The 14,521-nt window shown below is 71.6% G+C and carries 10 protein-coding genes; 3 read left to right on the top strand and 7 right to left on the bottom strand.

What is annotated here, in order from left to right:
* Positions 1–7: 7 nt before the first annotated feature.
* The 3 genes from egtC to egtA all read right to left on the bottom strand — a co-directional run bounded on the left by egtC (position 8) and on the right by egtA (position 3,521).
* The gene (gene egtC / locus AB0I81_RS13765; protein ID WP_360655202.1) at positions 8–715 is read right to left on the bottom strand and encodes an ergothioneine biosynthesis protein EgtC; all 708 of its coding nucleotides are present in this window, start codon (positions 713–715) and stop codon (positions 8–10) included.
* Between the two features lies 1 nt (position 716).
* Entirely contained in the window at positions 717–2,009 is a 1,293-nt protein-coding gene (egtB, locus tag AB0I81_RS13760; protein ID WP_360655199.1) for an ergothioneine biosynthesis protein EgtB, read from the bottom strand.
* A gap of 171 nt (positions 2,010–2,180) precedes the next feature.
* A complete protein-coding gene (gene egtA, locus AB0I81_RS13755) occupies positions 2,181–3,521 on the bottom strand; it encodes an ergothioneine biosynthesis glutamate--cysteine ligase EgtA (RefSeq protein ID WP_360655193.1) in 1,341 nt (446 codons plus the stop codon).
* A gap of 124 nt (positions 3,522–3,645) precedes the next feature.
* Between egtA and AB0I81_RS13750 the strand changes: the two genes are divergently transcribed.
* Positions 3,646–4,074: a zf-HC2 domain-containing protein gene (locus AB0I81_RS13750; RefSeq protein ID WP_360655189.1), complete on the top strand. Its 429-nt coding sequence runs from the start codon at positions 3,646–3,648 to the stop codon at positions 4,072–4,074.
* Here AB0I81_RS13750 and AB0I81_RS13745 read toward each other — a convergent pair.
* From AB0I81_RS13745 to AB0I81_RS13735, 3 genes are all read right to left on the bottom strand, one after another.
* On the bottom strand, positions 4,040–4,318 hold the full coding sequence (locus AB0I81_RS13745; RefSeq protein ID WP_360655185.1) for a zf-HC2 domain-containing protein: 279 nt from the start codon (positions 4,316–4,318) through the stop codon (positions 4,040–4,042). The two genes, AB0I81_RS13750 and AB0I81_RS13745, sit on opposite strands and share 35 nt — an antisense overlap.
* A gap of 39 nt (positions 4,319–4,357) precedes the next feature.
* Positions 4,358–5,008 (bottom strand): RNA polymerase sigma factor, encoded by a 651-nt coding sequence (locus AB0I81_RS13740; RefSeq protein WP_360655182.1) that lies wholly within the window; start codon positions 5,006–5,008, stop codon positions 4,358–4,360.
* Positions 5,009–5,220: 212 nt separating this feature from the next.
* Entirely contained in the window at positions 5,221–6,366 is a 1,146-nt protein-coding gene (locus tag AB0I81_RS13735; protein ID WP_360655179.1) for a TerC/Alx family metal homeostasis membrane protein, read from the bottom strand.
* Between the two features lie 221 nt (positions 6,367–6,587).
* On the opposite strand from AB0I81_RS13735, the gene AB0I81_RS13730 reads away from it, so the two are divergent.
* Positions 6,588–7,190, top strand: coding sequence for a helix-turn-helix domain-containing protein (locus tag AB0I81_RS13730; RefSeq protein ID WP_360655176.1), 603 nt, complete (start codon positions 6,588–6,590; stop codon positions 7,188–7,190).
* 98 nt (positions 7,191–7,288) lie between these two features.
* Here AB0I81_RS13730 and AB0I81_RS13725 read toward each other — a convergent pair whose 3' ends face one another.
* A complete protein-coding gene (locus AB0I81_RS13725; protein ID WP_360655173.1) occupies positions 7,289–11,803 on the bottom strand; it encodes a glycoside hydrolase family 2 TIM barrel-domain containing protein in 4,515 nt (1,504 codons plus the stop codon).
* 196 nt (positions 11,804–11,999) lie between these two features.
* Between AB0I81_RS13725 and AB0I81_RS13720 the strand changes: the two genes are divergently transcribed.
* The gene (locus tag AB0I81_RS13720) at positions 12,000–13,913 is read left to right on the top strand and encodes a primary-amine oxidase (RefSeq protein ID WP_360655169.1); all 1,914 of its coding nucleotides are present in this window, start codon (positions 12,000–12,002) and stop codon (positions 13,911–13,913) included.
* The last annotated feature ends 608 nt before the right edge of the window (positions 13,914–14,521 follow it).

The raw sequence follows: 14,521 nt of genomic DNA, 5'->3' as shown, positions 1-14,521 counted from the left end.
GTCGGATTCACAAGGGCTGGACGTGTACGTCGTCACGGGTGACGGTCAACAGGCTGCGCTCGGGCACGGCCTGCCAGCCCGGCAGGTCATCGAACGGCTCGCTGGCCACCAGCACGCCGTCGGGAAGCCGGTGATGGAACAGGGTGTCGCCCCAGACGGTGGCGACGATCGACGTGCCGTCGCAGGCGAGCAGGTTGAGGCGGGCGGCGGGGTCCTTCTCCCCGGCCCGCAGGACGACCTCCGACAGCGCCTCCCCCAGGCCGGCCCCGGCGCGCCCGCGCCGGAACACGCCGGCGGCCAGCCAGGCGGCGTCGCAGGTGCTCTCCGCGCTGTCGGCGAGATCCTTGACGGCGTCGCGGACGACCCGGCCGTTGTGGCTGAGCAGCCACGTGCGGTCGGTGAACGGCGCGGTGGCGCTCTCCTCGATCGGCATGCCCACGGTGGCCGAACGCACGGCGGCCAGCAGGCACGTCGAACGGGCCACCTCGGCCAGGCCGGGCAGGTTGGCGTCGGTCCAGATGGGGATGGAACGCCGGTAGCGCACCGGCTCGGGCCGGCCGGGGACGTACCAGCCCATGCCGTACCCGTCGGCGTTGACCAGGCCGGCCCGCTGGCGGCGCGGCGCGTACGACTGCGTGAGCAGCCCGTGCTCAGGCCCCTGGATCAACGTGGTGAGCGGGCGCTCGGCGCCCAGCCACGCGGCGTGCCTGCACACCTCAGACCAGCTCCGACCGGGCGCAGCGGAAGCCGGTGAAGATCTGCCTGCGGATCGGATAGTCCCAGTTTCTGAACGTGGTCCGCACCGCCGCCGGATCGGCCGCCCACGAACCGCCGCGCAGCACCCGGTACTCCTCGCCGAAGAACACCTCGCTGTACTCCTTGTACGGGAAGCTCCGGAACCCCGGATAGCCGTGGAACCAGGACCCGGTCCACTCCCACACGTCCCCGAGCATCTGCTCGGCCCCGTACGGGGAGGCCCCCTGCGGATAGGCGCCCAGCGGGGCGGGATGCGCGGCACGGTGGCCGAGATTCGCCACGGAGGGCCCGGGAAGGTCCTCGCCCCACGGGTACCGCCTGGCCCGCCGCGCCTGAGGGTCCCAGCCGCACGCCTTCTCCCACTCGGCCTCGGTGGGCAGCCGCTTGCCGGCCCAGCGGGCGTAGGCGTCGGCCTCGTACCAGCTCACGTGCTGCACGGGCTCGTCCATCGGCACGGGCTCGTGCCGGCCGAAGCGCAGCCGCGACCACGAGCCGCCGTCCCTGCTCCAGAACAGCGGGGCGGTGATGCCCTTGCGCTGCCGCCACTGCCAGCCCTCCGGCGTCCACCAGCGCGGATCGTCGTACCCGCCCTCCTCGATGAACGCGACGTAGGCGCGGTTGCCGACGGGCAGCCGGTCGATCCAGTAGCCGGGCACGTCCACCCAGGTGGCCGGGCGCTCGTTGTCGTAGGCCCAGGGCAGCGTGTCGGTGCCCATGAGGAACGGGCCCGCGGGCACGTGCACCTCCTCGGGCCCCTCGGTACGGCCGGGCGGCAGCTCTCCGTCGCGGACCAGGCCGGGCTGCCGGGAGAGCTGCAGGGTGGCGAGCATGGTCTCGTCGTGCTGGTGCTCGTGCTGGATCACCAGGCCGAACACGAAGCCGTCGCGGTGCAGCGGGGTGGGGGCGTCCAGGTCGATGGTGTCGAGTACGTCGAGGACGCGCCCGCGTACCCCCTCGATGTAGCGGCGGGCCTCGGCCGGGCGCAGGAACGGCAGGGTGGGGCGATCCTTCCGGGGGGTCTTGAACGCGTCGTAGATGTCGTCGATCTCGGGGCGCAGCGGCGTGATGCCGGCGGCGGCGCGCAGCACCCACAGTTCCTCGTAGTTGCCCACGTGCGCGAGGTCCCAGACGAGGGGAGACATGAGCGGCGAGTGCTGGTTGACCAGCAGGTCGTCCTCGGCCTCCGTGTAGGTCAGCGACCGGTCGCGCGCCGCGATGAGCTCGGCGGCGATGCGTTCCTTGATGTCGTTCATGCTTGTGCGTGTCCTTCGTCGTCGGAGTCCGATGTCGGGTCCGTGTCGCGTTTCGTCGTCGTCGCGTTCGTCGTCGCGTTCGTCGTCAGGTCGGTGGCCGGATCAGTCGTCGAGTCGGGTCGGTGGGTCTGGGGCCGGTGGCCGGTCCGTTTGCCGGGGACGGTGGCCGGATCAGTCGCCGGGTCCGTGGTCGAGCCAGGCCGGGGTGCCGTGTCGTGGCGCCGGGCTCAGCAGGTAGGCCGCCGGGGAGCGGCCGGTCGTCACGTGCCGGTCGGCGAACGCGGCCACCGCGCCGACCAGGCCGGAGTCGGCGCCGACCCGGGGCAACACCTCCAGCGCCGCCCGGAAGCACACCTCAGCGGCCTTCCGCAGACGCGGGTCGGCCAGCCCGCAGCGCGCCGCCCGCTCCCACACCTCCCGGTACGCCGCCCGGCACGACCCGCCGCCCGAGTTCGCACTCGGGTCGAGAGTTGCCTCGACGGCGGCCATCGCGGCGTCGGCGGCCCGGTCGTCGGTGATGAGGGCCTGTGTCACCGCCACCGCCACCGGCCAGACCTCCGGATGTTGCGCGTCCAGATAGCGGACCTCCAGCCATCCCCGGGGCCGTACGGGAGGAAAGAGGGTGGTGGCGTGATAGGCGAGGTCCTCGAAGGTCGGCCGCCGCCCGCCCCAGCCCTCCGGCCCGCCACCACGCAACGCAGCGTCGCCCGGCAGCACGCCACCGCCCCGCGCAGTCCCCCCTTCCAGCCAGTCGCGGAACGTCGAGCCGTCGCGGACGGGCCGGTAGCGGTCGGTGTCCTCGCGTACGAGCATGAGCCGGGCGTCCAGCAGATACTCGGCCCAGTCGGCGGCGGGGTCGTCGCCGACGGGCACGGGCAGGGTCCTGGTGGGGTCGAGGTTGTCCCAGACGTTCTGACGGCCCGACATCCACCCGCACGGCCGGCCACCGCTCAGCGGCGAGTTGGCGAAGGCCGCCAGCAGCACGGGCCCGAACGCGTGTGCGCGCTCCCACCGGACGGCGGGCCGATCCCCCAGATCCAGGTTGACCTGGATCGACGCGGTCGAGCACATCATCAGCGACCCGTACGGCACACCGAGGAACTGGGCCATCGCCTCGTAGCGTGGCTCGTCGAGCTGACGGCAGGCGGGGCGGATGGGGTCGAGCCCCACCCCGGCCAGCACCAGCCCGGCGTCGCGCAGGGCTTCCCGCACCACCCTCACGTCGGCCGTCATCCGGGCCACCGCTTCCGTCAGCGGCCCCGCACCCCCTGACAGCTCAAGCTGGCCGCCGGGTTCAAAAGTGACTTTGCTGCCACCGGGCAGTTCCGCGGGCAGGGCGCGCCGGGCCCTGCCCATCGGGACGTGCCTGGCGGCGTCCGTACGGTCGAAGACCAAGAACTCCAGCTCGACGCCCACCTGGTCGTGGGCGGCGGGTCGGAAGCAGCGGCGCGCGTAGTCGGCCACCTCCGTGGCGTCGTGCAGCGGCGTGCTCTCGGCCGTAAGCCCGATCATCGTCTTCCCTTCGCCGGCGCCGCAGGCGTGCGCGGATGCGCACGGGACTACAGATCCGGCAGGCGCGAGATCGTTACAGACGAATTTCCGTGTAACGGATGAGGCCCGGCGGGCACTAGGTGTCATGGAGCAGGGATCTCTGGGCTGCGCCGAGGTGCTGGCGCTGCTCACGGACTATCTGGAGGAGGCGCTCCCGGCCGGTCGGCACCGGGTCGTCGCGCGACACCTGGGCGGCTGCCCGGCGTGTTCGGCCTGGCTGGCGCAGTTGCTCGCGACGATCGCCGCCCTGAGCTGCCTGCGGGGAGGCGCGATCTCACCGCCGGTGCTGGCGGCGCTGCGCGAGAGCTTCGGACGGCGGGACGGCGCGGGCCACGAGTGTGGCGAGGGTGGCCAGAGTTACAGGTGTGGCGAGAGCTACGGGGGTGGCGAGGGTTACGGGGGTGGCGAGGGCGACACCAGCGGGGTGGAGGGCGGCACCATCCGGACAGGCGTCATGGGCATGGGCGGCCGGGCGGGGGTCAGGGGCGGCGGCGGGTGCGGAAGGCGGACATGAGGCGGTCGCGCACGTCGGCGGGCAACTTCTCGGGGGGCTGGTCACCGAGGACCCTGATGGTGGCGCGGAACTGGTCGAAGTAGCGGCCGCACCCCTCACAGCAGGTCAGATGCGCGTGCACGCCTGCGTGTGAAGGCTGGTCAAGGGCGTCTTCAAGGTACGCGGTGAGAAGTTCCGCCAGTTCGTCGCAGGTGAACCGCTTCACGACGTTGACCGCCCTCGTCTCTGGGATGAACCGTTTCACTCATTGTCGCCGCTGTACGGGCCGAATGGACCCGCTGACTTATTCCGGCTGTTTGACGGATTCGTAGTAGTCGGCCAGCCAGCCCCGTACCGCCGTACGGGCGCGGTGCAGCAGCACCCGCTGGTTGGCCGGAGTGATCTCCAGGATGTCGCAAACCTCGTCGGAGGTGCACCCCTCCACATCACGCAGACTGATCACGACCCGCTGCCGGGGTGGCAGCCGGGCCAGTGCCCCGGCGATGAGCGCGCGCACCTCCCCCGCCAGCGCCTCGCCCTCGGGCGTCGGCCAGGCCGCGGCCGGCTGCGCCCGGCCGTCCCGCGCGGGGCCGGCCAGGCCCCGGAACAGGGCGCCGTCCGGAAACGGCGCCCCGTCCTGCTCGAACGCGCTCCACGGCAGGGTGCGGCTCTCCCGCACGCCACGCTTCTTCGCGGTGTTGACCAGGATGCGGAACACCCAGGTCTTGACCGAGGACCGTTCCTCGAAGGCGTCGATCCCGTCGACCACCGCCAGCCACGTGTCCTGGACGACCTCCTCGGCGGAGTGGTCGGTGGACACGTAGGACCTGGCGACCCGCAGCATGCCTCTGGACCAGGTGTCGAGCAGCGCCGCGAACATCGCCTCATCGCCGGCGCGCAGGGCCCTGACAACGACGTCATCCGGGGGCAGCGCACCGCCCACGAAAGACCCCACGATCGCTCCCCCTCCGGTCGAACGCTGGGACATCACTCCCAGAAGCCGGGCCCGGGCCCGGTGCCGTCCCGGCTTGGGACGGCACGGCCCAGGTTAGGCCTCCCCACTGACGTTTCCCCGAGGCGACGGGGCATAGCCATGTCAGATGCGTATTCTCGGCAAAGCGGTCCATAAGGTAAGCGGGACCTCACATCAGGGCGAACGCGTCAGGGCTAGCGCGATTCGTCGGCTGTCCTCCGCGCTGGACCACCGCGATCGTCCTCATCCGGAGAGTCCGCACGCGAGGAGTCCGCACCCGAGGGGTCCGTGCCTGAAGGGCCCTCGCTCAAGGAATCCGCGCCCAGGGAATCCGCGCCCGGGGAGTCGCCGCGCAGGCTGTCGCGTCGGTTGGCGAGCAGGCTGGTGATCGTGACGAGGGTCAGTACTCCCACGATCACCCCGAGCGAGGCCAGCGTGGGAATCTCCGGCACCCCGGGCCAGACGCCGTGCGCCCAGTGCAGGATCAGCTTGATCCCGATGAAGGCCAGGATGACGCTGAGCCCGTGGTTGAGGTGACGCAGCTTGGTCAGCACGCCCTGTAGCACGAAGTACAGAGCCCGCAGGCCGAGCAGGGCGAAGGCGTTGGTGGCGAACACGAGGAACGGGTCGTCGGTGACCCCGTACACGGCGGGCACGGAGTCCACGGCGAACACGATGTCGGTGCCCAGGATCGCGACCGCCGCCAGCGCCAGCGGGGTGAGCGCCAGCCGGCCGTTCTCGCGTACGGTCAGCCGGGAGCCACGGTAGTCGTCGGTGACCGGGACGAAGCGGCGCACCAGCCGTACCGTGCGCATGGGGGAGATGTCCACCTCCTGCTCATGGCCGCCCAGCACGTCCTTGAGGATCTTCCCGGCGGTCACGATCAGGATCCCGCCGAACAGCAGGAACGCCCACGTGCCGCTCTGCAGCGCCGCGGCGCCCAGGAAGATGAAGATCACGCGCAGGACGAGCGCCCCGACGATGCCGTACAGCAGCACCTGCCTGGCCAGGTCCTTCGGCACCGCGAAGGCCGTGAGCAGCAGCATGAACACGAACAGGTTGTCCACCGACAACGACTTCTCCACCACGAACCCGGTGAGGAACTCGACCGCGGCGACGTTGCCGTGGCCGGCCCACAGGTAGACGCAGAAGAGCACGGGCAGCAGCAGGTAGAAGACCGACCAGCCGACCGCCTCACGCATCCGCTCCTCGCGCTTGCGGCGGGTGAGCATGAGGTCGAGCAACAGCAGCAGCGCCAGGCCCGCCACCGTGACGCCCCAGAGGGTCGGAGACGCGATGGAACGCAGATCGGCGGCATACGAAAATGTCCCCGCGGACATGGGAAACCTCCCTCGAACGAATCAATCCCGTTCGAGGTCTCCTTCGCCCGTGCGGGCGGCCGTCCGGGGACGCGCGGGACGTCCGTACTGACCGGGCCGGCTCTTGGGAAGTACTCCCCTCGTTGCTTCAGACTAGGGCAAAGGGGGATATATCCCGACATCAGGGGTGCGGGGTGGGCCCGCGCTTGACGATTCTTTTGAACAGATTTTTAAATTCGCTCATGGGACGCATCGCTGGAGTCACCGCCGCCGAGACGCGTGAGCGGCTGCTGCGCGCCGCCGCCGACACCTTCGCCGAGCGCGGGTACGACGGCACGCGCGTGGCCGACATCGCCGCGGCGGCGGGGGTGAGCAACGGCGCCCTGTACGCGCACTTCGGCTCCAAGGCCGACCTGCTCCTGGCCGCGCTGCGGGAGCACGGCAGGCACCACCTCGCCAGCCTGCTCGCCGCCGATCCCGACCGGTCGGCCACGGACCTGCTGCTCGCCCTCGGCCGCAACCTGACCCGCCGCCGCGATCCCAGCGGCTATCTCGTCGTCGAGGCGCTGGTCGCGGCCCGCAGGGACGAGGACGTGGCCGGTCCGATGCGCGACTACGTGAGCGAGCGCGCCGGCTGGATCGCCGACCTCGTACGCGTCGCGCAGGCCGACAGCGAGATCGACCCGGAGCTGTCGGCGGACGCGGTGGCCCACTTCTGCCTCCTGCTCGGAATGGGCAGCGCACTGGTCACCCCGGACCTGCACGGAGCGGGCGACGAGGAGTGGGCCACGCTGCTCACCCGCGTCGTCACCGCCCTCGCCCCACCCCCCGCCACCCCCACCTAAACCGCCCTCGCCCCGCAACCCGAAACCCCAACCTAAACCGCCCTCGCCCCGCGACCCGAAACCCCAATCTGAGTCGCCCTCGCCCCGCGACCCGAAACCTAAGCGGGGGTGCAGGCGAGGCGGGCGGCGGCCCAGTCGCCGTGGTCGGCGCCGTTGCCGTTGCCGCCGTCCGTGATCCGCAGCTCCAGCAGTTCGCCGCCGGTCAGGTCGGCCGACACGGCCTCCGCGCCACCCGCCCCGGTCAGTACGCCGGTGACCGCGCGCCGCTGCCCGTCCACCCACACCTCGAAGGCCACGGACCCGCTGCCGCCCATCTCGTCGTCAACCCCGGCGTCGGCGCGGAACGTCGTGCACCGCCCGCCCAGCTCGATGGCCACCCGCGAAGGGGCGTGCGCGCCAATGCCCTTGGCGTAGGTCCGGCCGCCGATGGACAACGTCCTGCCGTCCCCGGCGGGCTGCTCGCCGTTGCTGCGGTCCCGTTCCACCGGCCCCCAGCCGTTCTCCTCCGCCACGAACGGCAGGTCGCTGGCCCAGACGCTGCCCGCGGGCAGCGGGGTGCGCAGCGCGGTGACGGCCCGCGCGGTGACGGGGAAGCCCGAGGAGGTGGCCGTGACGGTGGCGGTCAGCTCGTGCTCGCCGAAGTCGGCGTCCGCGGGCGGAGTGACGGTGAAGGCGGCCCGCGCGGGCGTGCCCTGGGCGATCCGGCCCAGGTCGGCCGTGGCGGGGGTGACCGTCCAGCCGCGCGGCACGGCCAGGGAGGCGCTCGCGCCGGTGAGCCCGTCCGCGCAGGCGGCCGCGACGGTCACGGTGATCTGCTCGGGCACGCCGGCCTCGGCGTTCCCGTCGCCGGTCGCGGTCACGTCCGGCGGGCAGGGCGCGCTCGCCTCGGAGTCCACCACGCCGCCGGCGGCGATCTCCCCGCCGGTGAGCGGGCGCAGCGTCAGCGTGTAGTCCTGCGTCCTGGTGGCGGGCACGCGGAACTCCTCAAGCACGGAGTTGGGCGTCTCGCCCATGCCGGTCTCGCCGATGGCGGCGTGCAGGGTGATCCAGTCGTCGTTGCGCACGAGGGGGAGCTGGAAGTCGTACTCGGCGCGGTCCAGCTCGTCGTACCGGGTGGCGCTGACGTCGATGCCGCCCTCGGCACGGCCGACGAGCAGCCCGGCGGCGCGGCCGTCGTTGAGGCTCAGCCAGCGCGAGCCGGTGTGGTTGCCGTGGGCCTGGGGGCGGGAGTAGCGCACGTACTCGTCATCCACCTTGCCGCGCCACACGCCGGTGAACGCGCCGCTGGAGCGGTCGTTGTACGTCTCGTGCGGCCCCTTGCCGTAGTAGGCCAGCTCGCGCATCGAGTCCGGCACCTTGACCTGGACGCCGACGCGCGGCAGGTACGGCAGCGTGGTCAGGCGGGACCCGCTCGGGTCCACGCGGTGCCGCAGGGTGATGGTGCCGCGCCCGTCGATGCGGTACGTCATGCTCTGCTCGAACGACAGCAGGCTCTCCATCCCGGGAGCGGCGGCCTTGCTGGTTACCTCGACAACGGCCGTGTCCCCGTCCATGGACGAGCGCACGCCGGTGATCTCCGTGCGCAGCCGGTCGAGCCCGGCCCGGTGCCAGACGTCGCGGTCGGCGGTGCCCCAGTCGTAGGTCTCGTTGCTGGTGGGCGGCCGGTAGACGTCGAGCGTCGGACCCTCGCGCAGCAGCTCGCGACCACCGGAGCGCATGGAGGCCAAGGTGCCCGCGTCGAAGCGGTAGCGCCAGCCATCACCCGCGACGGTCACGGTGTCGCCGTCGGCGCGCAGCGAGGGCGTGCCGGCGGGCGGCCCGGCGATGCCGGGCACGACCCGGCCGCCGAGAGCGAACTGCCGCCACCCGTACCGCCAGCCCTTGGGCGCCCAGGCGGGCGGGTCGGCGGCGACGGCCTCCAGGTTGAGCAGGCGCTGCCGGTCCGACGGGTTGGCGGGCGCGGCCCCGAGGTCGAGGTCGACGCTCGCCCCCGGGTCCAGCCGCAGGTCGCGGATGCCGGAGCGGAGCGTGCGGTCCACCTCGTCCAGGGACCAGCGCACCTTGACGCGCAGGGCGCCGGCGGGCTGCTCGTTGGTGACCCTGACCTTGCCCGTGGCGGGGTCGGCGGAGGTGAAGCGGACGGGGGCGTGCGCCCAGGCCATCTCGGTCGTCTCCGGCTGGAGGTAGCGGTCGGAGCCGACCAGGCCGTCCGTGCCCGACAGGCTCAGGCCGAGGCTGAGGAAGTCGCCGCGCCGCTCGTAGCGGTCGAAGACCAGGGCCAGCAGCGGGTCGCCGCCCGCCCCGAGCACGCGTACGTCGTCGATGAGGCCGCGGGCCAGCCTGGCGGGGGTGTTGTCCTGCTGGGTCTCGGCGTTGCGGCCGATGTTGACCTCGTACAGGCCGGGAGTGATCTTGCCGGTCTGGTCGGCGGTGGCGACGCGCGTGCCGTCGATGGACAGGCTCAGGCGCGTGCCGTCGTAGACGCCGGTGACGCGGTGCCAGGCGCCGTACCAGTCGTCGGGCACCTCGGCCGCGGCCACCGCACGGCCCGCGCCCGTGGTGACGCCGAACTCCAGGGTGCCGGAGTCGCGCATCTGCAGCCCGTACGCCTGCCCCTTGGTCACGATGGGGAAGCTGCCCGCCCACCGGCCCGGCTTGACCCAGGCGTCCAGCGTCACCGCCTCGCCGGTGAGGTCCAGCCTGCGGTCCCTGAAGACGCTCACGAAGTCGTCCAGGCTGGACAACTCGACGGCCTGCCCGCGACGGCCCTCGGCGGCGCGCGGTTTGCCGACGAGGAAGGTCTGGATGCGGTTGCCGGAGGAGTCGGGCGTGAACACCAGCGGCTGGCGCAGGTTGGCCTCGGCCCAGTCCCAGATGAAGCCGCCCTGCAACGACGGATGGCGGCGGATCAGCTCCCAGAAGCGGTCGAAGTTGCCCAGGCTGTTGCCCATCGCGTGGGCGTACTCGCCGAACACGACCGGGCGCGTGGTGGTCGTGCCGATGGAGCTCACGTAGCCGGGGGTGGGGTAGCGCGGGCCCCACACGTCGGCGTACGGGGCGTCGCCGTTGGGGTTGTTGGACTGGTGGTAGAGCAGGCGGGTGGGCTCGTTGGCGTCGGCCCAGCGCGCCATCGCGTAGTGGGCCGCGCCGAGCCCGGCCTCGTTGCCGGTGTCCCAGATGATGACGCTGGGGTGGTTCCTGTCCCTGGCGACCATGGCCCGGAAGCGGTCGGCGAAGGCGGCCTGCCACTCGGGGCGGTCGGCCAGGCAGTCGCGGGGGCACGACTCGCGCGAGTGGGTCTCGATGTCGACCTCGTCGGCGATCCACAGGCCCTGGCGGTCGGCCAGGTCGTACAGGTAAGGGTCGGAGGGGTAGTGCGAGGTGCGTACGGCGTTGATGTGCAGGCTCTTCATGAGTTCCACGTCGCGGCGCTGGGCCTGGCGGGTGACGTGGCGGCCGGTGTCCGGGTCGGTCTCGGCGCGGTTGGTGCCCTTGATGAGGATGCGTTCGCCGTTGACGAGCATCTGGCGGTCGCGCACCTCCACCTCGCGGAACCCGACGGCCTGGGCCGTGATGTGCAGCGGCCTGCCATCGGGGCCGAGGAGTTCCAGGGCCAGGGCGTACAGGGTGGGTGAGTCCGCGCTCCACTTGGCCGGGCCGGCCACCCGCGTGGTGAGCGTGGCGAGCCCGTCGGCGTCCACGGGCCCGGTGAGCGTGGCGACCTGCCTGCCGCGCGGGTCGGTCAGCGTGCCGCGCACACTGTGTCCGGCGGACGCGCCCGCGACCTGGACCTTCGCGGTCAGGGTGGCGTCGCGGTAGGCGGCGTCCAGGTCGGTGCTGATGTGCGCGTCGCGCAGCAGGGTCCGCGGGGTGGCGTACATCCAGACGTCGCGGAAGATGCCGCTGTAGCGCCACTGGTCGAAGTCCTCCAGGTACGAGCCCGCGCCCCAGCGGTGCACCTGCACGGCCACCCGGTTGGCCCCCGGGCGCAGGGCGTCGGTGACCTCGAACTCGGCGGGGGTGTAGCCGCCCTGGTCGTAGCCGACGTACTCGCCGTTGACCCAGACGAAGTAGCCGCTGGTGACGCCCTCGAACCGGAGGAACACGCGGCGGTCCGACCAGGTCTTCGGAACGTCGATCTGCCGGACGTACGCGCCGGTCGGGTTCACGTCGCGGGGCACCTTGGGCGGCTCGTCCGGCCAGACCTCCTCGGTGATGTTGCGGAACATCGGGTGGTCGGTGAAGTCGGACTGCCAGGTGTGCGGCACCTTGGCCACCGGCCAGCGCGAGACGTCGTGGCCTGCGGTGTGGAAGCCCTCGGGCACCTCCTCGGGCCGCTGGGCGAGGTTCAGCCGCCATTCGCCGTTCAGGGTGGCGATCCAGGGCGATCGGGCCTCGTGCCTGGCCACGTCCGACGCGGCCGTGCGCGCGTCGGCGTACGGCCGCAGCACGGCGTGCGGCGCCTGCTGGCCCTCCGCCACCATCCCGGGATCCTCCAGGTAGCGGTAGACGTCCACCGCCGCCCGCGCCGGGAGCACTGTCAGGAACGGGGTCAGGAGGGCCGCGACCGCGACCACGAGACGGATGAGCCTGGGTAACCACGCGTGGGACATCGCCGCTCCTGGTAAGAGGCGTGCTGAAGATGCTGCTGGCGCGCACTGACAAGAGGGTTGACTCGGGTTATGTCTAACATCACGCCGCACCGATGACAATCGATCGCCGATCTACTCCCGTACCCGGCCACCCTGGAAATCACCGCTCCCGTGGTGTTCGCTGACGGTGCCCCCGCCCCCGGCTTAGGGAGAGACCATGAGCATCACACCGCACCCCCTGGACCAGCTGTCCGCCGGTGAGATCGCGGCCGCCCGCAGCCTGCTCGCCGCCGCCGGGCTGGTCACGGAGTCCACCCGCTTCGCCTACGCCGGCCTGGAGGAGCCGGGCAAGGAGGAGCAGTTCGCGTACGTGCCCGGCGGGCCGATCGACCGCAGGCTGCGGGTCCTGCTGCTCGATCTGGCCGGCGCGCCGTCCCGCGACGTGATCGTCTCGGTCACCCGGGGGACGATCGACGCGAACCGGGTCCTGGACCCCGCCAGGGACGGCCAGCCGCCGGTGCTGGAGTCGGAGTTCGGGATCGTGGAGGAGGTGCTGGCCACCGACGAGCGGTGGATCGCCGCGCTCAAGACCCGAGGCCTGGACGTCTCCCAGGTCAGGGTCGCGCCGCTGTCGGCCGGCGTGTACGCGGGCGAGTACCCCGGCGAGTCGGGCCGCCGCATCCTGCGCGGGCTGGCCTTCGTGCAGGAGCACGAGCGGGACCACGCGTGGGCGCATCCGGTGGACGGCCTGGTCGCCTACGTGGACGTGCTCAACCGGGCCGTGGACCAGGTACTCGACTTCGGCGCGATGCCGGTGCCGGCCGCGCTGGGCAACTACGACGACCCCGCCGTCGCCGGGCCCGCGCGCACCACGCAGCGGCCCATCGAGATCGCCCAGCCGGACGGGCCCAGCTTCAGCCTCGAAGGCAACCTGCTGCGCTGGGAGAACTGGTCGCTGCGGATCGGGTTCGACGTCCGCGAGGGGTTGATCCTGCACCAGGTGGCCTTCGACGACCGGGACGCGGGCCGCGAGCGGCCGATCATCCACCGCGCCTCGATCGCCGAGATGGTGGTGCCCTACGCCGACCCGTCCCCGGTGCGCTCCTGGCAGAACTACTTCGACGTCGGCGAGTACCTCGTCGGCCAGTACGCCAACGCCCTGGAAGCGGGCTGCGACTGTGTCGGGGAGATCACCTACCTCGACGCCGTCATCGCCGACGAGCGCGGCGAGGCCCGTACCCTGCGCAACGCGATCTGCCTGCACGAGGAGGACTACGGCATCCTGTGGAAGCACACGGACCTGTGGGCCCGCTCCGCGGAGGTGCGCCGCCAGCGCCGCCTGGTGTTGTCCTTCTTCACCACGGTCGGCAACTACGACTACGGCTTCTACTGGTACCTCTACCTCGACGGCACCATCGCGTTCGAGGCCAAGGCCACCGGCGTGGTGTTCACCTCCGCCTACCCGGCCGGCGGGTCCGCGCACGCGGCGCAGGTCGCGCCGGGGCTGGGCGCGCCCTACCACCAGCACCTGTTCTGCGCCCGCCTGGACATGGCGGTGGACGGCCCGGTCAACCGGGTGGAGGAGGTCGAGGCGGCCCGGGTGCCGATGGGCCCGGGTAATTCGCGCGGCAACGCCTACACCTACCGCCGCACCCCGCTGACCAGCGAGAGCCAGGCCCGGCGTCTGGCCGACGCGAGCGTGGACCGCGTCTGGCACATCACGAACCCGGGCTCGCGCAACGCCCTGGGCGACCCGGTGGCATACGTGCTGCGCCCCGAGGGCAAGCCCGTGCTGCTGGCCGACCCGGACTCCTCGATCGCCCAGCGGGCCGCGTTCGCCACCCGGCACCTGTGGGTGACGGCCTACGACCCGGACGAGCGTTATCCGGCCGGCGACTTCGTCAACCAGCATCCGGGCGGCGCCGGGCTGCCGGCTTTCGCCGCCGCCGATCGCGATCTCGACGGCCGTTCCCTGGTCGTCTGGCACGTTTTCGGGCTCACCCACGCTCCCAGGCCGGAGGACTGGCCGATCATGCCGGTGGACCACACGGGCTTCACGCTCAAGCCGGTCGGCTTCTTCGACCGCAACCCGACGCTGGACGTTCCCGCCCACCACGGGCACGGCGAATGATCAGCGGATGATCGGCGCCGGCTGATCGTTTGCTCAGAAAAGGCCGAAACAACCGAAAAAACTCCGGGCCAGAGCGGACCGCGCACTTTCGGTCCGCCCTGGCCCGTGTTTTATTCATCCGGCCGGTCGCGGCACGCCCATCGGGAAATGTCGCACGCCGAAAATAACCTTCACGAATCCGCTGATCGCGGCACCTCCCGGCAATGGCAAACGTAAGGGCGTGACCAATGCGGGGGTATGCGGGCTTGATATTATCCTGGTCTGCCGCAGTCATCCGACGCCTATTGCGCTGGTGCCGGATCCATGTTTTGATCCCGGTTGTTTGCTCTTATGCCGGCCGCAACACCCCCCTCCACCGGGCCGGGTCACGGTAAGGATGCACAAAACTTCCTGACTGTAAAACCCGGACCTCCGCCCGGGGGAAATGGAGGAACCCCTTCGCATGCGGATCGCAGCATGGTCGCGAGCGCCCCGAGCCTGTTAGCCGACCATTAACACCGTTTTCATCCGAGGTATGAGAACGGCACGCCAGATTTCCACCTGTCACGTGGGGCCCGTTCGCCGTGCACAGAAAATCCATGCCCGAAAGTCAGGAAATATTCAACGGA

Source organism: Nonomuraea sp. NPDC050404 (assembly GCF_040655495.1).
GTDB lineage: Bacteria > Actinomycetota > Actinomycetes > Streptosporangiales > Streptosporangiaceae > Nonomuraea.
This window is presented reverse-complemented; position numbering and strand designations above follow the sequence as displayed.